Genomic DNA, 19,267 nt, shown 5'->3' with positions numbered 1-19,267 from the left:
CGCAAAAGCCGCTCCTGGTGGCAAGGTGGACAGAACGGTGGGGGGAGTCCACTGCACGCACGACAGACCGGCGAGAGACCATGACCGCACACACCGCCACCGCCACCCGCGTCCGTACCGGCGGCCCCAAGGACGACGGCCCGAAGATCGTCGAACACATCATGGGCTGGACCCTTGTCGTGGTGCTGGCGATGCTGGTGACACAGCTGGGACTGATGTGACCTGACGGGGAGGTCGGCCTGCCATACTGCGGAGGTCCCGCCGCCCGTTGGAACCAGGGTCGAGAGTGAATATCAGCCACCAGCGCGACGCCGCCCGGCCCCGGGCGCGCGGCACCGAACGGTCGGCGGCGCGCCGCGCCGAACTCCTCGCGATCGGGCGGAGGTTGTTCGCCGACACGTCCTACGACGCGCTCTCGATGGACGACATCGCCCGGCAGGCCCATGTCGCCAAGGGCTTGATCTACTACTACTTCCACTCCAAGCGCGGCTACTACCTGGCCATCGTCCAGGACTCCGTCGCCGATCTGGTCGCCTTCGCGGCCGGCGGTCTGGAACTCGCCCCCGTCGACCGGGTGCACCGCACGATCGACGGCTACCTGCGCTACGCCGAGCACAACCAGGCCGCGTACCGCACGATCGTCAGCGGCGGCGTCGGATTCGACACCGAGGTGCAGGCCATCCGGGACTCGGTGCGCGAGGTGATCGTCGAGACCATCGCCGAAGGGGCCTACGGACACCGGGAGATCGCGCCGCTCGCCCGCATGGGCCTGCTCGGCTGGGTGTGCGGCGTCGAGGGCACCACCCTCGACTGGATCGACCGCCCCGAACTCACCCGCGACACCATGCGCGGGCTGCTGGTCAAGACCCTGGGCGGCACCATGCGGGCGATCGAGGAACTCGACCCGTCGTATCCGGCCCCCGGGCCCGCTCGCCGGGACGCATGAAAAAGGGGCGGAAGCCCGGCCGGACCTCCGCCCCCTGCGCGCCGGCGGCTACTGGATCGCCTTGATCAGCTCACCGTTCGCGGTGTCCCCGCTCAGCTCCCAGAAGAACGTGCCGCCCAGGCCCTGCTGGTTCTTGTACGTCATCTTGGTCGCGACGGTCGCGGGGGTGTCGTAACTCCACCAGTTGTTGCCGCACTTGGCGTACGCGGTGCCGCCCACCGTGCCCGTCGCCGGGCACTTGGTCTTCAGCACCTTGTAGTCCTCGATGCCCGGCTCGTACGTCCCTGCCGCCGGACCGGTGGCCGTGCCGCCGGGCGCCGACTGGGTGACGCCGGTCCAGCCGCGGCCGTAGAAGCCGATGCCCAGCAGCAGCTTCGAGGCCGGGATGCCGAGGCCCTTGAGCCTGGCGATCGTGGCCGAGGTGTGCAGGTTCGGCTTCGGGATGCCGGAGTACGAGGTCAGCGCCGAGTGCGGGGCGGTCGGGCCGGCGGCGTCCCAGGCGCCGAAGAAGTCGTACGTCATCGGGTTGTACCAGTCGACGTACTGCGCCGCGCCCGCGTAGTCCGCCGCGTCGATCTTGCCGCCGGGCGTGGCGTCGGCGGTGATCGCCGCGGTGACCAGGTTGCCGGAGCCGAACGTGGCCCGGACGGCCGCCATCAGGTTCTTGAACGCCGCCCGGCCGCTGGTGTCGCAGGTGGCGCCGCAGGCGTTGGGGTACTCCCAGTCGATGTCGATGCCGTCGAAGACGTCGGCCCACCGGGAGTTCTCGACCAGGTCGTAGCAGGACTGGGCGAACGCCGCCGGGTTCCTCGCGGCCTCGCCGAAGCCTGCCGACCAGCTCCAGCCGCCGAACGACCAGAGGATCTTGAGGTTCGGGTGCTTCTTCTTCAGCTTGCGCAGCTGGTTGAAGTTGCCGCGCAGCGGCTGGTCCCAGGTGTCCGCCACGCCGTCCACCGACTCGGCGGCGGTGTGGGCGCGGTCGGTGGCGGCGTAGGCGTCGCCCATCGCGCACTTCCCGCCGGTGACATTGCCGAAGGCGTAGTTGATGTGGGTCAGCCTGGCGCCGGAGCCGGAGGTCTCGATGTTCTTGACCAGGTACTTGCGGTCGTAGGTGCCCCATTCGGTGAAGTAGCCGACGACCTTGGAACCGGCGGCCGCCCGGGCGGCGGAGGCGACGGGCTTCTCGGCCGCGGGGGCGGCCGTGGCCGTGCCGATGCCGGTGAGCAGGCCCGCGCCGAGGGCGGCCGAACACGCGGCGGCGACGAGCGCCCGGAACCGGACACGGGGACGGAGGCGAATGTGCATCGGGTGTCTCCTCGTGGGGGAGAGGGGGACTGCCGATTGGCATGAACGCGATGAGGCGCTGATGATCCGCCACAGTAGGAGGACTAGACCAGTTGGGTCAATGGTGCGGACCAATTTCGCGGGACGGGGAATTCTGGAAGTGAGCGGTCGTTAACCGGTGACGCGGTGCGTCGAATCGGGCATACTCACAGCGCGCAGCCGCTGGTCAGCAGCCTTCCGCGACCCGGGAGCACGACATCGGCCGCATCAGTGAGACCCGGCGGAGTCGCCCACCCACGGCGCACGTCCGCCGCCGCGCCCGAAAGGGAGGAGAGCGTCGCCATGCCCGACCGCGCCCCGCAGCCGGTGGACCGACTACTGCCCACGGACGAGGCCCGGGATCTGATCTCGCTCGTCCGCGACATCGCGCAGCGCGAGATCGCCCCGCAGGCGGCCGAGCAGGAGGACGCCGGACGCTTCCCGCGTGACGTCTTCACCCTGCTCTCGCAGTCGGGGCTACTCGGCCTGCCCTACGACCCCGAGTACGGCGGTGGCGACCAGCCGTACGAGGTCTACCTCCAGGTCCTCGAAGAGCTCGCCATGGCCCGGCTGACGGTCGGCCTCGGCGTCAGCGTGCACACCCTCGCCTCCTACGCCCTCGCCGCCTACGGCTCCAAGGAGCAGCAGGTCGAACACCTGCCCGCCATCCTGGGCGGCGGTCTGCTCGGCGCCTACTGCCTGTCCGAGCCGGCGTCCGGCTCCGACGCGGCCTCGCTGCGCACCAAGGCCGTCCGGGACGGCGACGACTGGGTGATCACCGGCACCAAGGCCTGGATCACGCACGGCGGCGTCGCCGACTTCTACACCGTCATGGCCCGCACCGGCGAGGAGGGCCCGCGCGGGATCACGGCCTTCCTGGTGCCCGGCGACGCCGAGGGACTGAGCGCGGCGGCGCCCGAGAAGAAGATGGGCATGAAGGGCTCGCCCACCGCCCAGGTCCACCTCGACGGTGTGCGCGTCCCCGACGCCCGGCGCATCGGCGAGGAGGGGCAGGGCTTCGCGATCGCCCTGTCCGCGCTCGACTCCGGCCGGCTCGGCATCGCGGCCTGCGCGATCGGCCTGGCCCAGGCGGCGCTGGACGAGGCGGTCTCGTACGCCACCCAGCGCCGGCAGTTCGGCCGGCCGATCGCCGACTTCCAGGGGCTGCGCTTCATGCTCGCCGACATGGCGACGCAGATCGAGGCGGGCCGCGCGCTCTACCTCGCGGCGGCCCGGCTGCGCGACGCCGGGCGCCCGTTCGCCCGGCAGGCGGCGATGGCCAAGCTGCACTGCACCGACACCGCGATGAAGGTCACCACGGACGCCGTGCAGATCCTCGGCGGCTACGGCTACACGGCCGACTTCCCGGCCGAGCGCTACATGCGCGAGGCCAAGGTCCTGCAGATCGTCGAGGGCACCAACCAGATCCAGCGGATGGTCATCGCCCGTCATCTCGCGGGTCCGGAGACGCGCTGAACTGACCCGGCCCGACCAGGGGCGCCGCCAGCCGGATCCACTCCGGGTCGTGGCGCCCCGGCAGGGTGCGGCCACGGTGCGCCCAGGTGCGCATCAGGTCGCGGTAGATGGGCGGGTCGGGGAGCGGCTGCGGGGCCGGGGCCGGGGCGGAGGCCTGGGCCGGGCGCTGGTCGCGCGGAAGCGCTTCTGCGTACCGGGGAGCGAACGTGCGGTACTGACGCCCGGTCGTGGTGGAGGTGGGGGTCATATCTGGGCAACGCGACGGTATGAGGACAGGTCACCCGCACGCGGAATCGGGTGTGAGTTCGTAGACCGTCCTGGGGCCGGGCTCCGGCGGGCGGTACGGCTTCCGGGGCGGCCCCGTCCTGTTTCGCCTCCCGCCCCGTCCTGTTCCGTGTCCCGGCGGTGGGTGTCCCGGATCCCGGGCCGGTGCTCTTCGTGCCGTTCCGTCTCTGGCCGTCCGCCTTCCCCTGACTTACCGTTAATCACCATGCATTCAGCGCGTTTTGCCGTGACCGACGACCGTTCGGTGCCGCTCGACGACCACCCGGTCCACCAGGACCGCTTCCGGCTGGAGGGCGAGACCGGGTACGGCATCTTCGAGCACGGCTCGTTCGGACGGCACGACCCGAGTGGGGTCACGGGCTTCGACTCGGGCGCGCCGTAGTCAGCTGCTCGACCACGTGCCTCGACCAAGTGCTCCGCTTCGACGTCGAGTTGAACCGGTTGCGCGGGATGCGGTGCCGCACTGCGCCGCCTTGTCGGGGCACAACGCGCCTCCTGCGCACGGTGATCGACGTTTTGCCCGCTCACCGCTCACCGCTCACCGCTCACCGCTCACCGCGGGCCGCGTGAAGTCGCAGACCCTGTCGACCCGGACACGCCGATCCCGCACCACGGCAGTCTGCGAGCCATGGTGCAGGGGCGGCTACGGGGTGGAGCCGGCGAGACGGCTCAGGCGGCGTGACGCCGCATCGCGGGGACCCTCATCGGGCGCGAGCCCGGGCCGCCGACGTGCGAGAACGGCTGCATCCGCCAGTCCAGCCCCTGAGGGAGCGTCAACAGGAGGGCGGTGTCCTGCTCCTGGGGCTCGAAGGACTCGTCCGCGGGCCGCGCCTCGGCGGCCCGGCGGCCCGTACCGGCGCAGACCGTGAGTCCGAACGGGTTCCACGGTGAGGCGCACAGCGCGTGCTCCGGGAGGAAGTCCTCGTCCGCGAGCAGGGCGATGGGCTGTGCACAGTCCGGGCAGATCACCCGGTACATCTCGAAGGTGTCGTACGCGTCGAGTTCGTCGGCTTCCTCGGCGTCGAAGGCGTCGGGTTCGACGCCCTCCGGCTCGGGCTCGACGACCGGCTGCCGGCGCTTGGGTGCGGTACGACCAGGGCGCTTAAGACTCTGCATGGGATTCTCCCCCTCGGGCTGGGCCGTGAAGGCGCTGCGGCCTCGACCACAGCAAGCACTTCCCAACCGCTTCCCGGGGTAATCACGACTTCATCACGGGAACTGTTCGAAGCTTGTGGCGTTCGTCACATGCCGCCCGCAGGTGCCCTGTGCGGCGCGTTCTGTCCCCCGGGCGGCGCACAGGCTGCTCACCGCGACATCACGAACCGGGCATGACCTGCGCCGCTGAGGTATCCCATGAGGTCAGGCGCACTGTAGGTTCTTGCGCCATGGAGGAGCTGGACCGACAGATCGTGCAGCTGCTCGTCAAGGACGGGCGGATGAGCTACACCGACCTGGGCAAGGCCACGGGGCTGTCCACGTCGGCCGTGCACCAGCGGGTGCGCCGGCTGGAACAGCGTGGCGTCATCCGTGGGTACGCCGCGGTCGTGGACCCCGAGGCGGTCGGGCTGCCGATGACCGCCTTCATCTCGGTGAAACCGTTCGACCCCAGCGCCCCCGACGACATCGCGGACCGGCTCGCCGGCGTCCCCGAGATCGAGGCCTGCCACAGTGTCGCGGGCGACGAGAACTACATCCTCAAGGTGCGCGTCGCCACGCCGCACGAGCTGGAGGAACTGCTGGCGCGGCTGCGGTCGCTGGCGGGGGTGTCGACGCGGACGACGGTGGTGCTGTCCACGCCGTACGAGGCCCGGCCGCCGCGGATCTGAGGGACCCGGTTCCCTCGGGGCCGGCCCGAGGCGCCGGCGCCCCGCCCGCCACGACGGGTTCCGGGGCACCTGCGTGCACCGGGGTGCGTGTGAGGCGCGAGACTGTCTTCCATGAGTGAACGCACCGCCCCGCCCCAGACCGTCCTGCTCCGCCGCGGAGAGGTCCACAGTCCCGCCGACCCCTTCGCGACCGCGATGGTCGTCGAACGCGGCCAGGTCGCCTGGGTCGGCTCCGAGGGCGCGGCCGACGCCTTCGCGGACGGCGTGGACGAGGTGATCGACCTGGACGGGGCCCTGGTCACCCCGGCGTTCACCGACGCCCACGTGCACACCACCTCCACCGGCCTGGCCCTGACCGGTCTCGACCTGTCCGGCGCCGGCTCCCTGGACGAGGCACTGACCCGTGTCCGCGCCTTCGCCGCCGCCCGCCCCCACGACCGGGTCCTGCTCGGTCACGGCTGGGACGCCGCACGCTGGCCCGGCGGGCGCCCCCCGACGCGCGCCGAACTCGACGAGGCCACCGGCAGCCGCCCCCTCTACCTCAGCCGCATCGACGTCCACTCGGCGGTCGTCAGCACGGCCCTGCTCGACCTCGTGCCCGGCCTGGAGCGGCAGGACGACGCCCCCCTCACCCGCAACGCCCATCACGCCGTCCGCGCCGCCGCGTTCGCGGCCGTGACGCCCGCCCAGCGCGCCGAGGCCCAGCGCGCCGCCCTCGCGCACGCCGCATCCCTCGGCATCGGCTCGGTGCACGAGTGCGCCGGACCGGACATCTCCTCCGAGGACGACTTCACCGCCCTGCTGCGACTCGCCACCGAGGAGCCCGGCCCGCGCGTCGTCGGCTACTGGGCCGAGCGCGACGCCGACAAGGCGCGCGAGCTGGGCGCGGTCGGCGCCGCCGGCGACCTGTTCGTCGACGGCGCCCTCGGCTCCCACACCGCCTGCCTGCACGCGCCGTACGCCGACGCGGACCACACCGGCACCGCCTACCTGGACGCCGACGCCGTCGCCGCGCACGTCGTCGGCTGCACCGAGGCCGGCCTCCAGGCGGGCTTCCACGCGATCGGCGACGCCGCCGTGACCACCGTCGTCGAGGGGGTGCGCGCCGCCGCCGAAAAGCTCGGCCTCGCCCGGATCCGCGCCGCCCGCCACCGCGTCGAACACGCCGAGATGCTCACCCCCGACACCATCGCGGCCTTCGCCGAACTCGGCCTCACCGCGTCCGTCCAGCCCGCCTTCGACGCGTTGTGGGGCGGCACGGACGGCATGTACGCCCAGCGCCTCGGGGCCGAACGCGCCCGCCTGCTCAACCCCTTTGCCGCGCTGCTGCGCGCCGGAGTTCCGCTCGCGCTCGGCTCCGACAGTCCGGTGACGCCCCTCGACCCGTGGGGCACCGTCCGCGCCGCCGCCTTCCACCGCACGCCCGAGCACCGGGTCTCCGTCCGCGCCGCCTTCACGGCGCACACGCGGGGTGGCTGGCGGGCGATCGGACGGGACGACGCGGGCGTCCTCGTGCCCGGCGCGCCCGCGGACTACGCCGTGTGGCACACCGGCGAGCTCATCGTCCAGGCGCCCGACGACCGGGTCGCGCGCTGGTCGACCGACCCGCGCTCCGGCACCCCCGGCCTGCCCGATCTCACCCCCGGCTCCGACCTGCCCGTCTGCCTGCGGACCGTCGTGGGTGGCCGGACCGTCTACGTGCGGCCGAGCGAGTGATCTCCCGGGGTGGCGCGACCGGGGATCGGCGCCCGAAACGGTGTCCCAGACCTGCGTATCTCCGGGCCGGTCACTAACGGGCGGGAAAACGCGCAGATCACACGGCTGTTGACAGGCGGCGGCCCGGGGCGGGTAGGTTCGGCCGAGTCCACCACGGGACGCCCGACCGGGCAACGTCCGCACACCCCTCGCGGCGCCGCTGGGTCAGGGACGGTGTACCGCACCGGGGCACCGTCACTGGGAGCCAGGCACAGCGACCGCGCCACGGCGGGGGAACGTTCCGGCCAGGTCGGCACGGTGTGACCGGGATGGGGCCCGGACGCTCAGTAGACAACGGCTTCAGGTCGATCCGCAGCCAGCGGGTCCCAGGTCGGCCCGAAGGGTGCCGGGCCCCCATCCGCAGCGAGTCGAGCCGATCCCCTTGTCCCGCGTCTCCTTGTCCCCCGTCCCCTTGTCCCCGTCATCCCGCGTGAGGCGGCGCCGCATGTGGGGGTGGGCCGGTACGGAGGGCGGTGGCGCTCAGAGGGGCGCCGAGCAGAGGCCGATTTCGCACAGCGAGCGGTGCGGCGGACGCACACAGGGCGGTGCCCAAGAGGAGCGGCGGCGGTGCCGCACGAGGAGCGTCGGCGGTGCCGCAAGAGGCGCGGTGGAGGCCCCGGATGTGGGGCCCACACATATGCGCGGCGCCCGCATAGAGGGCAAAGGCGCATCCTTACCCCGCGCTCGCCGAATCGACACCACCATACGAACGTCCCATCGCGTCGGCGCAGGCGGCGGCCACTATGGTGGACCTCTGCGTACGGACACGAAGGGGCAGCAGTGAACGACGGCGAGGGGACCCGCGCGGCAGAGGCCCAGGGGAGGCGCTTCGGCCCACTCGGCACGACCTTGGTGATCATTCCGACCTACAACGAGGCGGAGAACATCAAGACCATCGTCGGCCGGGTGCGGAAGGCGGTTCCCGAGGCCCATGTGCTCGTGGCCGACGACAACAGCCCCGACGGCACCGGCAAGCTCGCCGACGAACTCGCCGTCGGAGACGAGCAGGTCCACGTGCTGCACCGCAAGGGCAAGGAAGGGCTCGGGGCCGCCTACCTCGCCGGCTTCCGGTGGGGCATGGAGCACGATTTCGGCGTACTGATCGAGATGGACGCCGACGGGTCCCACCAGCCCGAGGAACTGCCCCGGCTGCTGACCGCGCTCAAGGGCGCCGACCTGGTGCTCGGCTCCCGCTGGGTGCCCGGCGGGCGCGTCGTGAACTGGCCCAGGTCGCGCGAGTTCATCTCCCGCGGCGGCAGCCTGTACTCGCGCGTCCTGCTGGACGTGCCGATCCGTGACGTGACCGGCGGCTACCGCGCCTTCCGCCGCGAGACGCTGGAGGGCCTCGGCCTCGGGGAGGTCGCCTCCCAGGGCTACTGCTTCCAGGTCGACCTCGCCCGCCGCGCCGTCAAGGCCGGCTACCACGTCGTCGAGGTCCCCATCACCTTCGTCGAACGCGAACTCGGCGACTCCAAGATGAGCCGCGACATCCTGGTCGAGGCCCTGTGGCGGGTCACGACGTGGGGCGTGGGCGAGCGCGTCGGCAAGATCCTGGGCGGCGGCAAGGACGGTCCCGCGCGGTCGTGAGGCGTACGAGGCGCCGGGCGTCGCCTGATCGCGGGCCGGCGCACGGGCCGTGCACGCATCGGGCGGGAGAGGTGCGAGAGGCGTGAGGTTCGGGCCGATGACGCGGGCCTTCATGGTCACCCTGTCGATACCGGCAGGCGTACGCGGCACGGGGCGCCGTAGCCCCGCGGGTCGCGCCTCGCGCGGTGCGGCTCATGGCTTGCGCCTCGTCGGTCCGGTCGCTGACGCGGTCGTCGGTCGCGACGCCGACTGCCGCTCGGTCGTCCCGGGCCTGCTGGTCGGCCGCTCGGTCGTCCCGGTCCTGCCGGTCGGCGCTTATCCCGTGCTGAGCGGGCGGCAGGCACACTGGGGGCATGACGACTGGCGCATCGACCCCTCCCTACCCCGCTCGGCCCCGGCGCTCACGGCTGCGTACGTTCCTTCCGCTGGGCATCGCCGCGTGGCTGGTGCTGGAGATCTGGCTGCTGACCCTGGTCGCGGGCGCGGCGGGCGGGTTCACGGTGTTCCTGCTGCTGATCGCCGGGTTCGTGCTGGGCTCGGTCGTGATCAAGCGGGCGGGCCGGCGTGCCTTCCAGAACCTCAACGAGGCGCTCCAGCGCGGCGCACCGCCGTCCAGCGGTGGCGGCAGCGGACTGATGATGCTGGGCGGGCTGCTGCTGATGCTGCCCGGCCTGGTCTCGGACGCGGCCGGCCTGCTCCTGCTGCTCCCGCCGGTCCAGAAGGCCGTCGGCCGCTACGCGGAGCGGACCGTGGACCGCAAGCTCCGCCGCGCCACCCCCGGAAGTTTCGGAGACGCCTTCCAGCAGGCCCGTATTCACCGCCCGGACGGCAAGGTCGTGCAGGGTGAGGTCGTCCGGGACGAGCCGGGTGGGACTCCCCGGGAGCAGTACCCGCCGCTGAACCGCTGAGCCGGCAGGCGCGCCGCCGAGCGAGCCGGTGAGCGCACCGTTGACCCAAGGGCCGCCCGCCGACCGCGGGCGCCTGCTGCCACACGCGTCGGCCCAGCAAGCGCACGCCAATGACCGCGGGCGCCGTACGTCATTGTCACGTACGGCGCCCGCGGTCATTGGCGTGCGCTGTTGAACCCCGCCCGAGCCCGGTGGGAACTACGCGGACTTGCGGCTGTCTCGGGGGTGCACCGCGATGTTCATGGCGCCGGAGCGCAGAACGGCCAGACGCTCCTCGAGGACCTCTTCGAGCTCCTCACGGGTGCGCCGTTCCATCAGCATGTCCCAATGCGTACGCGCCGGCTTGGCCTTCTTCTCCTCCGGGCCGTCGCCATCCACCAGGAGTGCCAAGGCCCCGCAGACCTTGCACTCCCACTCCGGCGGGATCTCCGCCTCGACCGAGAAGGGCATCTCGAACCGGTGCCCCTTCTCGCATGCGTACTCCACGGCCTGGCGCGGGGCCAGGTCGATGCCGCGGTCCGTCTCGTAGCTGGTCACCACGAGGCGCGTGCCGCGAAGAGCTCGCTCACTCATGAATCGTGCCTCCCGGGCTTGTCGCCCACAGGACAGGTGTCGCTGTCGTCGTCATCCGGTCAACGTCCGGTCGGCGGTAAAGATTCCCGTTCGGAGTCCCGTTCCGGGTCATGCGTCGCCGTCGTAGCCGCCCATGTTGTACCCACCAGCGCCCGGTTTGTCACATCTGGCAGCAGATGTCACCCAGCGTTTCGGCATCTTTGACGCGCAGTAACGGTACGCCTGGCAGGCCAAACGCGTACACTACAGCCCTTTCGCCGTGAGCGCTAAATCGGTTCCGGGACCGGGTTCCCCGCCTCCGCGACGGCACGCCGCACCGGCACCCGCGCCAGCAGCACGAACCCGAGCACGAAGAACGCCACCAGCGAGATGATCGCGTCCCGGTAGCTCCCGGTCAGCTGGTAGGTGAGCCCGAACAGCAGCGGCCCCAGCCAGCTCATCCCGCGGTCGCTCAGCTCGTACGCCGAGAAGTACTCGGCCTCCTTGCCGGGCGGGACCAGGTGGGAGAAGAGCGAACGGGACAGGGCCTGACTGCCGCCGAGGACGAGGCCGATCCCGGCCGCCAGCACGAAGAACCACACCGGTGCCCCGGCGGGCAGGAAGTACCCGGCGGCCAGGATGACCGTCCAGGCGATCAGCGAGCCCAGGATGGCGCGCTTCGCGCCGTACCGCCGGGCCAGCCGCCCCAGCCCCAGCGCCCCGAACACCGCGAGGACCTGGACGAGCAGGACCGCCCCGATGAGCGTCGACTGGCCGAGGCCCAGCTCCTTCGAGCCGTAGACGGACGCCTGGGTGATCACCGTCTGGATGCCGTCGTTGTAGACGAGATACGCCAGCAGGAAGGACAGCGTCAGCGGATGGCGGCGCATGTCGCGGATCGTCGCCGCGAGCTGCCGCCAGCCGGTGACCGTCGTCTCGCGCGCGGGGGAGCGGCGGTCGCGCAGGCGCCGCAGCGGGATCAGCGCGAACGCGCCCCACCACAGACCCGCCGAGGCCAGGCAGATGCGCACGGCCATGCTCTCCGAGACGCCGAAGGTGTCGTGGGCGAGGTAGAGGACCAGGTTGGCCACCAGGACCAGGGCCCCTGCCGCGTAGCCGAAGGCCCAGCCGCGGGAGGAGACCGCGTCGCGTTCCTCGGGCGGGGCGATCTGCGGCAGGTAGGAGTTGTAGAGCATCATCGCCACCGACTGCGCGGCGTTCGCGACGACCAGCAGGACGCCGCCGAGCAGATAGCGGTCGCCGTCCAGTAGGAACATGCCCGCCGTGGCCGCGGCGCCGAGGTAGGCGGCGGCGCCCAGGAGCGGCTTCTTGCGGCCGGTGCGGTCGGCGGCGGCGCCCACCAGGGGCATCACCAGCACGGCCACGATCACCGACAGGGACACCGAGTAGGCGAAGAAGGACCCGGCGCGGACCGGGATCCCCAGTGGGTGGACGAAGCCGTCCGCGTCCGCCGCCGCCTCGGCCACCGATGTCAGGTAGGGGCCCAGGAAGACGGTGAGCACGCTCGTCGAATAGACGGAGCACGCCCAGTCGTAGAAGTACCAGCCGCGCTGCTCGCGCCGCCGTCCGGCCGCGTCGTCGGCCGCCGCTGTCCGCACGGTCTCGGTGCCCACCCCTGCCCCTCGCCTCGTTCCGACCTGCCGTGCGCGGGGCGCGGCCCCGGGCGTCACACCCAGACGCCCCGGTCCTCCATGACCTTGCGCAACGTGTCGATGTGATCGGTCATGATGCCATCGACTCCGAGGTCCAGGAGCCGGTGCATCCGCTCCGCCTCGTTGATCGTCCACACGTGCACCTGCAGGTCGCGCGCGTGGGCGGCCCGGACGAACCGATGGTCGACGACCTGGATGCCGGACTGGGTCTCCGGCACCTGCGCGGCGACCGCGGACCGGCGCAGCGCGGCAGGCACCCCCCAGGAGCGCAGCCGCAGGTTGAGCACGCCCCGCGTGCCGTACGACGTCGCCAGGCGCGGCCCGGCCAGGCGCTGGGCGCGGACGACGCGGGCCTCGGAGAAGGAGCCGACGCAGATCCGGTCCCACGCATCGGTGCGGGCGATCAGGTTCAGGAAGGGGTGGAGGGCCGACTCGGACTTCAGGTCGACGTTCCAGCGCACCTCCGGGAAGGTCTCCAGGAGTTCCTCGAAGAGGGGCACCGGCTCGCTGCCCGCCACGCGCGCCTGTCGTACCTCGTCCCAGGGCAGGTCGGCGATCCGCCCCGCCCCGTCGGTCACCCGGTCCAGCGTCGCGTCGTGGAACGCCACGATCCGCCCGTCCCGCGTGGTGTGGACGTCGGTCTCGATGTACCGGTAGCCCGCCTCCACCGCGCGCCGGAACTGCAGCACGGTGTTCTCCAGCCCGTCCGCGGCGCCGCCCCGGTGGGCGAAGGGGATGGGGCCGGGGTGGTCGAGATAGGGATGACGTATGCGCGTGCTCACGGACGCAGTATCGCGCGCGGGGGTTGACCTCCGGCAACGACGGCGCTGCCGCCGGATGCCGAGGGGGCGGCGAACATGTCGGAGTGGGTCGGCCTCCCCGTGTCCCCGTTGGTGCCGGTGGCCTGACACGTGGCACCCTGTGGCAGGGGAGAGGACGCCCGGAGGGGCCAATTCGGGGAAGGTGGACTGATCGTCATGGGGCAGTGGACCTCGGCGGTGGGCGCGGCGCAGCTGGCCCGGCAGCTCAAGTCGCAGCAGGACCGCCCGGCGGGCCCGGGCTCGCGCCGTCCGCCGGCCTACCGCGCGCTCGCCGACGGCATCCGGCTGCTGGTGCTCGAAGGACGGGTGCCGGTGGCCGCGCGCCTGCCCGCGGAGCGGGAACTCGCGCTCGCCCTGTCCGTCAGCCGTACGACGGTCGCGGCGGCGTACGAGGCGTTGCGCTCCGAGGGGTTCCTGGAGTCCCGGCGCGGCGCGGGCAGCTGGACCGCCGTGCCAGCCGGCAATCCGCTTCCCGCGCGCGGACTGGAGCCGCTGCCGCCCGAGGCGCTCGGCTCGATGATCGACCTCGGCTGCGCCGCGCTGCCCGCGCCCGAGCCCTGGCTCACCCGCGCCGTCCAGGGCGCACTGGAGGAGTTGCCGCCGTACGCGCACACGCACGGCGACTATCCGGCCGGGCTCCCCGCGCTGCGCGCGATGCTCGCCGAGCGCTACACCGCGCGCGGCATCCCCACCATGCCGGAACAGATCATGGTCACGACCGGTGCGATGGGCGCCATCGACGCCATCTGCCATCTCTTCGCGGGCCGCGGCGAGCGCATCGCCGTCGAGTCGCCGTCGTACGCCAACATCCTGCAGCTGATGCGGGTGGCGGGTGCCCGTCTGGTGCCCGTGGCGATGGCCGAAGGGCTCGTCGGGTGGGACATGGACCGCTGGCGGCAGGTGCTGCGGGACGCCGCGCCGCGCATCGCCTATGTCGTCGCCGACTTCCACAACCCGACCGGGGCGCTCGCCGACGAGGATCAGCGCCGGCGGCTGGTCGAGGCGGCCCGGTCGGCGGGAACCGTGATCGTCGCCGACGAGACGATGAACGAGCTGTGGATGGACCGGGACGTGGAGATGCCGCGCCCCGTGTGCGCCTTCGACCCGGCCGGGTCCACCGTCATCACCGTCGGCTCCGCCAGCAAGGCGTTCTGGGCCGGGATGCGCATCGGCTGGGTACGGGCCGCCCCGGACGTCATCCGCAACCTCGTCGCCGCGCGCGCGTACGCCGATCTGGGCACGCCGGTGCTGGAGCAGCTCGCCGTGCACTGGCTGTTCGGCACCGGGGGGTGGGAGCAGGCCGTGGACATCCGGCGCGGGCAGGCGCGGGACAACCGCGACGCACTGGTCGCCGCCGTGCGCCGTGAGCTGCCCGACTGGGAGTTCGAGGTGCCGCGGGGCGGGCTCACGCTGTGGGTGCGGACCGGGGGACTGTCGGGCTCGCGCCTCGCGGAGGCGGGGGAGCGGGTGGGCGTCCGGGTACCGTCCGGGCCCCGCTTCGGTGTGGACGGCGCCTTCGAGGGGTATGTGCGGCTGCCGTTCACCGTGGGGGGCGCGGTGGCGGAGGAGGCGGCGGTACGACTGGCCGCGGCGGCCCGCCTGGTGCGGAGCGGGGGGACTGCGGGGGCCGAGGCACCGCGGACCTTCGTGGCGTAGCAGGCGGGGCGCCTTGAGAGCGGCGCCGTGGCGTGGCGGCGCTTGCGTGCGTCCGTCCACGCTCGTGGTCGGCGTGATCGGCCGCAGATCGGCCGCCGCGCGCGTCCCGGTGGCCGGCCGGTCAGGGGCTCTTCGCCACCGCTGCCTCCGCCGGGACCGGTTCCGGCTCGGCGGGCGGCGGGAGCCGGTCCGGTTCCGCGTCCGCCGGGGTCGTGCGGGGCGGGAGCAGGTCCATGACCGCCTGGCGGTGCGCTTCGCTCGTGGCGTCGTCGTACGGGTCCGGGGTCGCCGGGACCTGGAGGCGCAGCACCGGACCCGCGCCCAGGCGGGCGTAGCCGCGACCGGGCGGGACCTGCGCGACCGGCGTGGTGCTCGGTGGCGCGCCCAGGACCGCCGTGAGCTGTTCCCCGGTGGCGGGCCCGAGGACCACCCGCGCGCGGGTGTGCTGCAGGACGGAATCGCTCAGGGCGTCCAGGCTGTCGAACTGCTCGGCGACAACGACCGTGACGTTCGCTGCGCGGCCGTGCCGCAGCGGCGCCTGGAGCAGCGACTGCGGGTCCTTGTGGCCGTCGGCGGCGGCGACGTGGGCCAGCGTGCTCGGACGGTCCAGCAGGATCCACAGCGGCCGCTGGGTGTCGTCCGGGGGCGGGTGACCCGCCTGACGTGCGCGGTTGACCGCGATCAGCCGGCGTTCCGTCTCGGTCGCGGCCCACTCCAGGCTCGCCAGCGCCCCGGCCAGCGCGCACTCGACGGCCAGGACGCCGTCCCGGCCGGTCAGGCAGGCGAAGTCGCCGGTGCCGCCGCCGTCGACGACGACCACGTCGCCGTACTGCAGGGCCTGGAGCGCCACCGAGCGCAGCAGGGTGGACGTGCCGCTGCCGGGCTGGCCGACGGCGAGCAGATGGGGCTCGGTCGAGCGGATGCCCGTGCGCCACACGACGGGCGGCATCTCGCACCGCTCCTCGCCCCGCTCGAGCGGCAGCGTGCGCTGGACCTCGCTCGCGTCGGTGAGACCGAGGACCGTCTCACCGGGTGCCGTGACGAATCGCTGGGCGGCGATGTCGGTGGGCAGTGGCGCGAGGACGGCGACCGTGAGCTGATTGCCCTCCTCGTGCCATGTGAAGCGGTACTCTCGGCCGCGGCCCGACTTGGCCGCCAGCAGATGCTCGACACGCGCGCGTGCCTCCGGTTCGCCGTCCGGGAAGTACGCCGGGTACTGGATCACCAGGTGCGTGATCCGGTCCCCCCTGTCGAACTCGTACGCCGGGAACGCCTTGTCCCACTCCCCGCCGTGGGCGTACAGGGGAGCAGGGTCCTCGGCGATCGAGAAGAACGGGACCAGCGCCTCGTACAGCGACCGCAGGCGCTGCGTCTGGATCTCGTCGGGTCCCTCGGGGGCCGGCGGGGTGCGGTCGCGGCCGTACCAGGCTGCCGCCGCCATCAGGATGATGACGGCGAGCAGCGGGCCGTACGGCGCGAGCGCCACGACGAGGATCACCGACGCCACCGGGAACAGCAGCTGGCCGCGCTTGTCCTTCGGCGTGTCGGACCACCTGCGCCGCCCGGCCGCCGCCAGCCGGCGCAGTCCCCGGGTGATGGTGATCAGCGGGTGGAGGACGTCGGTGGCGCTGTCGGCCGCCGTCCGGGCCAGCTCCCGGCTCCGGGCGAGCTGCGCGCCGCCGTTGCTCAGAATGCGGGGGAGGGGGCGCCGGGCCACAGGTGTCTCCTGACGATGCGTACGGGCGGGGAGGTGGGTGCGGGTGGGCGGGGCGTCAAAAGTTGAGGCCGCCCAGCAGGCCCGCAAAACTCTCGCCGCCCGCCTTGATGCTCGGCGCAACCGCTGTGCTCGAGATGTAGAACCCGAACAGGGCCGACACACAGGCGTGGGACGCCTTGAGTCCGTCCTTGCGGTAGAAGATGAAGACGACGATGCCGAGCATGATGACGCCTGAGATGGACAGAACCATGAGTTCTCCTGGTGTCGAGGGGGACAGTCACCATGAGTACTTCCATGCTCACAGGATGTATCCATACGATAAAAGGTGCAACTGGGTGAGATCCGGCGGATTTCCTCCCGATGGCGGAGCCGTGGCGATTCCGGGTCCGACGGAGCTTGCGTACGACGGGCGCGTCGGTGATCTTTGCCTCGGGTGGAGCCCGTCATGTCCGCGCGCAGCCAGTACGCTGGCGATTCACCCATAGGGCCCAGCAGTGCGGTCAGGTGTTGTTCGTACTCGTATGTATGGAGAGGCGGTCCGGCCGATGACTGAAGCCCCCGACCCCGAGGTCGTGGAGCTCGCGACCAAGATCTTCGATCTGGCACGGCAGGGGCAGGCCGAAGCGCTCGTGGCGTACGTCGACGCGGGCGTTCCGGTCAACCTCACCAACGACCGCGGCGACTCCCTTGTGATGCTCGCCGCCTACCACGGGCACGCCGACACGGTGCGGGCGCTCCTCGCCCGCGGCGCCGAGGCGAACCGGGTCAACGACCGGGGCCAGACACCCCTCGCCGGGGCGGTCTTCAAGGGCGAGGAAGCAGTGATCAAAGCGCTGCTGGAAGGCGGCGCCGACCCGGCCGCGGGTACCCCGTCGGCCGTCGACACCGCCCGGATGTTCGGCAAGACGGAGCTGCTGGAACTGTTCGGAGCGCACTGAGCCGAACGCCCTGATCAGGCAGAAGAAGCCCTGCTGATCAGGTACGACACGGAAAACGGGGGAGGCGGTGAAGGACCGCCGGAAATTTCGGTCGCGGCATCGCAAAGCGCCGGGTCATCATGACGTCGTGATTCACGGACGCGAGGGCTGGGCAGGTGTTGCCGCACCGCGCGGGCCGTGATGCGGCCCGCATGGGCCACCGACGAGAGGCAGAGGAAGATGGTCTACAGCAAGCAGAAGACGGCGGGCGCCCCGACGTGTTGTCACGCGGCCAGGTAGAGCACGTTCCCCGGTTGCGTCGACGCTTGATGTGAGGCTGTTTCCCATGTTCGATCCGGTCATAGCGCCCAGCGGTACGCTGCTCGGCCTGCTTCAGCGGGGCCGCGGCGACGGCACGCTGCACGCGCTCACCGCCCCCAGGACCGAGGCGCTCGCGGCCCTGAACCACTGTGTGCTGCGCGACCCCCGCCACGACTGGCAGGTGGAGAACCGCTCCCTGTACTACGCCCGCCTCTACCTCGACCTGAACGGCGAGCTGGACGCGATCGAGGCGCACCTCTTCGACGCCGAGGACATCCTCGACAGCGACGAGTCCCGCACCGGGCTCTCCCTCGCCGTCCTCGGCCACCTCGCCTCCTACGGGCGGCGCGACGCGCTCGACCTGCTGCGCAGGTACGCCGCCCAGGGCTCGAACTGGGCCTGGGCCCTGGACGAACTCGCCCTGCGCGACGACGACGCGGGCCTGCGCGCCCTGGCCGTGCCCGTGCTGGCCCGCTTCCCGGCCGACGCCGAGGGCGAGGCCGAGCTGGCCGCCGCCGTGCGCGACTCCTTCGAACCCCGGCCGTGGCGGCTGTGGGCCGAGGATCCGCGCGAGTCGATCGCCACGCGCGTGCGTGCGGCCCAGGAGGCCGGCTGCTTCGACCGCTGGCAGCGGCAGATGCGGCCGACAGGCCCTCGCCCGGGATGGAGCGTGCGAGCCGTGTTCGAGTGGGCCCAGCAGGGCGTCGAACGCGGTGTGGCGCTGCACGTCCCGGCCGCCCGCTGTCTCACGGCCGTCGCCGGACCGGAGGACCGGCCCGAGATCGTCGAGGCCGCCCGGCACGGCACCGACGGCGCACGCTGTACCGCCCTGCGGTACCTGGCCGACAGCAACGACCCCGAGGCCCTCGACCTGATCGAGGCGGCCGTCGTCACCGGCCCGGCGTTCGTCGTGGAGGCGGCCGTCGACGCCTTCGAACGGATGCGCAGCGTGGCCGCCGTCGACCGGGCGCGCGGCTGGGCCCGCCGCCCCGATCCGCTGGGCGCCGCCGCGGGACGCGTGCTCGCCTGCCAGGGCGGCGCGAAGGACAGCGACCTGGTCCTCGGCGCGCTGCGGGAGGCCGTGCGGGGCGAGGGACCCGACGCGCCGACCCTGTGGACCCTCGTCGACGGCGCCGGCCGGCTCGGCATCGGGTGCGCCGCACCGGTTTTGCGCCACGTCTACCGCGAGACCGCCTCGTCCCATCTGCGGGGCAGGGCCGCCCGCGCCCTCGCCGCCACCGACCCCTCCTTCCCCTCCGGGTTCGCCGTCGAGTGCCTCTGGGACTGCGAGGAGACCACCCGGGAACTCGCCGCCCGGCACGCCGAGACCGGAGACACCCGCGTCGTCGAGCAACTGCGCCGGCTCGCCTCCGACCCCGCCGAGGAGGCGGAGGTGCAGACGGCGGTACGCAGCCGCATCGGACCCGACACCATGTGAACGCCCCCCTTTCCCGCCCGCAGGACGACGGGGGACCGGACCGCCCACCGGGTGAACAGCGGGTGA

19 protein-coding genes are annotated in these 19,267 nt (G+C 72.5%); 11 read left to right on the top strand and 8 right to left on the bottom strand.

The window, feature by feature from the left end; all coding sequences use genetic code 11:
• The first annotated feature begins 80 nt into the window (after positions 1-80).
• Together IPT68_RS06245 and IPT68_RS06240 are read left to right on the top strand one after the other, a co-directional pair.
• A complete protein-coding gene (locus IPT68_RS06245; RefSeq protein WP_189699746.1) occupies positions 81-221 on the top strand; it encodes an SCO1431 family membrane protein in 141 nt (46 codons plus the stop codon).
• A 65-nt stretch (positions 222-286) separates the two neighbouring features.
• On the top strand, positions 287-946 hold the full coding sequence (locus IPT68_RS06240) for a TetR/AcrR family transcriptional regulator (RefSeq protein ID WP_189699747.1): 660 nt from the start codon (positions 287-289) through the stop codon (positions 944-946).
• 48 nt (positions 947-994) lie between these two features.
• On the opposite strand, the gene IPT68_RS06235 is transcribed toward IPT68_RS06240, so the two are convergent.
• The gene (locus IPT68_RS06235; protein ID WP_189699748.1) at positions 995-2,251 is read right to left on the bottom strand and encodes a glycoside hydrolase family 18 protein; all 1,257 of its coding nucleotides are present in this window, start codon (positions 2,249-2,251) and stop codon (positions 995-997) included.
• 321 nt (positions 2,252-2,572) lie between these two features.
• Between IPT68_RS06235 and IPT68_RS06230 the strand changes: the two genes are divergently transcribed.
• Positions 2,573-3,745: an acyl-CoA dehydrogenase family protein gene (locus IPT68_RS06230; RefSeq protein ID WP_189699749.1), complete on the top strand. Its 1,173-nt coding sequence runs from the start codon at positions 2,573-2,575 to the stop codon at positions 3,743-3,745.
• Here IPT68_RS06230 and IPT68_RS06225 read toward each other — a convergent pair.
• Positions 3,708-3,992 carry a hypothetical protein gene (locus IPT68_RS06225; protein ID WP_189699750.1) on the bottom strand — a complete coding sequence of 95 codons (285 nt, stop codon included), beginning with the start codon at positions 3,990-3,992 and terminating at the stop codon, positions 3,708-3,710. The two genes, IPT68_RS06230 and IPT68_RS06225, sit on opposite strands and share 38 nt — an antisense overlap.
• Before the next feature lie 264 nt (positions 3,993-4,256).
• Between IPT68_RS06225 and IPT68_RS06220 the strand changes: the two genes are divergently transcribed.
• Positions 4,257-4,412, top strand: a complete 156-nt coding sequence (locus tag IPT68_RS06220) for a hypothetical protein (protein ID WP_194074129.1) — start codon at positions 4,257-4,259, stop codon at positions 4,410-4,412.
• A 287-nt stretch (positions 4,413-4,699) separates the two neighbouring features.
• Here IPT68_RS06220 and IPT68_RS06215 read toward each other — a convergent pair whose 3' ends face one another.
• Positions 4,700-5,146, bottom strand: coding sequence for a hypothetical protein (locus IPT68_RS06215; RefSeq protein WP_189699751.1), 447 nt, complete (start codon positions 5,144-5,146; stop codon positions 4,700-4,702).
• 269 nt (positions 5,147-5,415) lie between these two features.
• On the opposite strand from IPT68_RS06215, the gene IPT68_RS06210 reads away from it, so the two are divergent.
• From IPT68_RS06210 to fxsA, 4 genes are all read left to right on the top strand, one after another.
• Entirely contained in the window at positions 5,416-5,856 is a 441-nt protein-coding gene (locus tag IPT68_RS06210; protein WP_004002750.1) for an Lrp/AsnC family transcriptional regulator, read from the top strand.
• A 111-nt stretch (positions 5,857-5,967) separates the two neighbouring features.
• A complete protein-coding gene (locus IPT68_RS06205; protein WP_189699752.1) occupies positions 5,968-7,572 on the top strand; it encodes an amidohydrolase in 1,605 nt (534 codons plus the stop codon).
• Positions 7,573-8,391: 819 nt separating this feature from the next.
• The gene (locus tag IPT68_RS06200; RefSeq protein ID WP_189699753.1) at positions 8,392-9,198 is read left to right on the top strand and encodes a polyprenol monophosphomannose synthase; all 807 of its coding nucleotides are present in this window, start codon (positions 8,392-8,394) and stop codon (positions 9,196-9,198) included.
• 353 nt (positions 9,199-9,551) lie between these two features.
• Positions 9,552-10,106 carry an FxsA family membrane protein gene (fxsA, locus tag IPT68_RS06195; protein WP_189699754.1) on the top strand — a complete coding sequence of 185 codons (555 nt, stop codon included), beginning with the start codon at positions 9,552-9,554 and terminating at the stop codon, positions 10,104-10,106.
• Positions 10,107-10,304: 198 nt separating this feature from the next.
• Here the strand turns inward: fxsA and IPT68_RS06190 are convergent, their stop codons facing one another.
• The 3 genes from IPT68_RS06190 to IPT68_RS06180 all read right to left on the bottom strand — a co-directional run bounded on the left by IPT68_RS06190 (position 10,305) and on the right by IPT68_RS06180 (position 13,113).
• On the bottom strand, positions 10,305-10,679 hold the full coding sequence (locus tag IPT68_RS06190) for an RNA polymerase-binding protein RbpA (protein ID WP_181807911.1): 375 nt from the start codon (positions 10,677-10,679) through the stop codon (positions 10,305-10,307).
• 266 nt (positions 10,680-10,945) lie between these two features.
• Positions 10,946-12,292 (bottom strand): MFS transporter, encoded by a 1,347-nt coding sequence (locus IPT68_RS06185; RefSeq protein ID WP_189699755.1) that lies wholly within the window; start codon positions 12,290-12,292, stop codon positions 10,946-10,948.
• Positions 12,293-12,345: 53 nt separating this feature from the next.
• A complete protein-coding gene (locus IPT68_RS06180) occupies positions 12,346-13,113 on the bottom strand; it encodes a glycerophosphodiester phosphodiesterase (protein WP_189699756.1) in 768 nt (255 codons plus the stop codon).
• Positions 13,114-13,308: 195 nt separating this feature from the next.
• On the opposite strand from IPT68_RS06180, the gene IPT68_RS06175 reads away from it, so the two are divergent.
• Entirely contained in the window at positions 13,309-14,808 is a 1,500-nt protein-coding gene (locus IPT68_RS06175) for an SCO1417 family PLP biosynthesis transcription factor (RefSeq protein WP_189699757.1), read from the top strand.
• Positions 14,809-14,929: 121 nt separating this feature from the next.
• Here the strand turns inward: IPT68_RS06175 and IPT68_RS06170 are convergent, their stop codons facing one another.
• Positions 14,930-16,525 carry a hypothetical protein gene (locus IPT68_RS06170; RefSeq protein ID WP_189699758.1) on the bottom strand — a complete coding sequence of 532 codons (1,596 nt, stop codon included), beginning with the start codon at positions 16,523-16,525 and terminating at the stop codon, positions 14,930-14,932.
• Between the two features lie 55 nt (positions 16,526-16,580).
• Positions 16,581-16,775 carry a hypothetical protein gene (locus tag IPT68_RS06165; protein WP_189699759.1) on the bottom strand — a complete coding sequence of 65 codons (195 nt, stop codon included), beginning with the start codon at positions 16,773-16,775 and terminating at the stop codon, positions 16,581-16,583.
• Positions 16,776-17,070: 295 nt separating this feature from the next.
• On the opposite strand from IPT68_RS06165, the gene IPT68_RS06160 reads away from it, so the two are divergent.
• Complete coding sequence (locus IPT68_RS06160; protein WP_189699760.1) at positions 17,071-17,463, top strand: ankyrin repeat domain-containing protein; 393 nt, start codon at positions 17,071-17,073, stop codon at positions 17,461-17,463.
• A gap of 325 nt (positions 17,464-17,788) precedes the next feature.
• Positions 17,789-19,201 carry a HEAT repeat domain-containing protein gene (locus IPT68_RS06155; protein ID WP_189699761.1) on the top strand — a complete coding sequence of 471 codons (1,413 nt, stop codon included), beginning with the start codon at positions 17,789-17,791 and terminating at the stop codon, positions 19,199-19,201.
• Positions 19,202-19,267: the final 66 nt, after the last annotated feature.

Source organism: Streptomyces chromofuscus, from assembly GCF_015160875.1.
GTDB lineage: Bacteria > Actinomycetota > Actinomycetes > Streptomycetales > Streptomycetaceae > Streptomyces > Streptomyces chromofuscus.
The sequence above is the reverse complement of the archived record's forward strand: the minus strand, read 5'-3'. Positions and strand labels throughout refer to the sequence as shown.

Bases quoted from the DNA above. Each gene is read 5' to 3' on its own strand.
- IPT68_RS06245 (WP_189699746.1), top strand. From the start codon at position 81: ATGACCGCACACACCGCCACCGCCACCCGCGTCCGTACCGGCGGCCCC.
- IPT68_RS06235 (WP_189699748.1), bottom strand. From the start codon at position 2,251: ATGCACATTCGCCTCCGTCCCCGTGTCCGGTTCCGGGCGCTCGTCGCC.
- IPT68_RS06230 (WP_189699749.1), top strand. From the start codon at position 2,573: ATGCCCGACCGCGCCCCGCAGCCGGTGGACCGACTACTGCCCACGGAC.
- IPT68_RS06225 (WP_189699750.1), bottom strand. From the start codon at position 3,992: ATGACCCCCACCTCCACCACGACCGGGCGTCAGTACCGCACGTTCGCT.
- IPT68_RS06215 (WP_189699751.1), bottom strand. From the start codon at position 5,146: ATGCAGAGTCTTAAGCGCCCTGGTCGTACCGCACCCAAGCGCCGGCAG.
- IPT68_RS06210 (WP_004002750.1), top strand. From the start codon at position 5,416: ATGGAGGAGCTGGACCGACAGATCGTGCAGCTGCTCGTCAAGGACGGG.
- IPT68_RS06205 (WP_189699752.1), top strand. From the start codon at position 5,968: ATGAGTGAACGCACCGCCCCGCCCCAGACCGTCCTGCTCCGCCGCGGA.
- fxsA (WP_189699754.1), top strand. From the start codon at position 9,552: ATGACGACTGGCGCATCGACCCCTCCCTACCCCGCTCGGCCCCGGCGC.
- IPT68_RS06190 (WP_181807911.1), bottom strand. From the start codon at position 10,679: ATGAGTGAGCGAGCTCTTCGCGGCACGCGCCTCGTGGTGACCAGCTAC.
- IPT68_RS06175 (WP_189699757.1), top strand. From the start codon at position 13,309: ATGGGGCAGTGGACCTCGGCGGTGGGCGCGGCGCAGCTGGCCCGGCAG.
- IPT68_RS06165 (WP_189699759.1), bottom strand. From the start codon at position 16,775: ATGGTTCTGTCCATCTCAGGCGTCATCATGCTCGGCATCGTCGTCTTC.
- IPT68_RS06160 (WP_189699760.1), top strand. From the start codon at position 17,071: ATGACTGAAGCCCCCGACCCCGAGGTCGTGGAGCTCGCGACCAAGATC.
- IPT68_RS06155 (WP_189699761.1), top strand. From the start codon at position 17,789: ATGTTCGATCCGGTCATAGCGCCCAGCGGTACGCTGCTCGGCCTGCTT.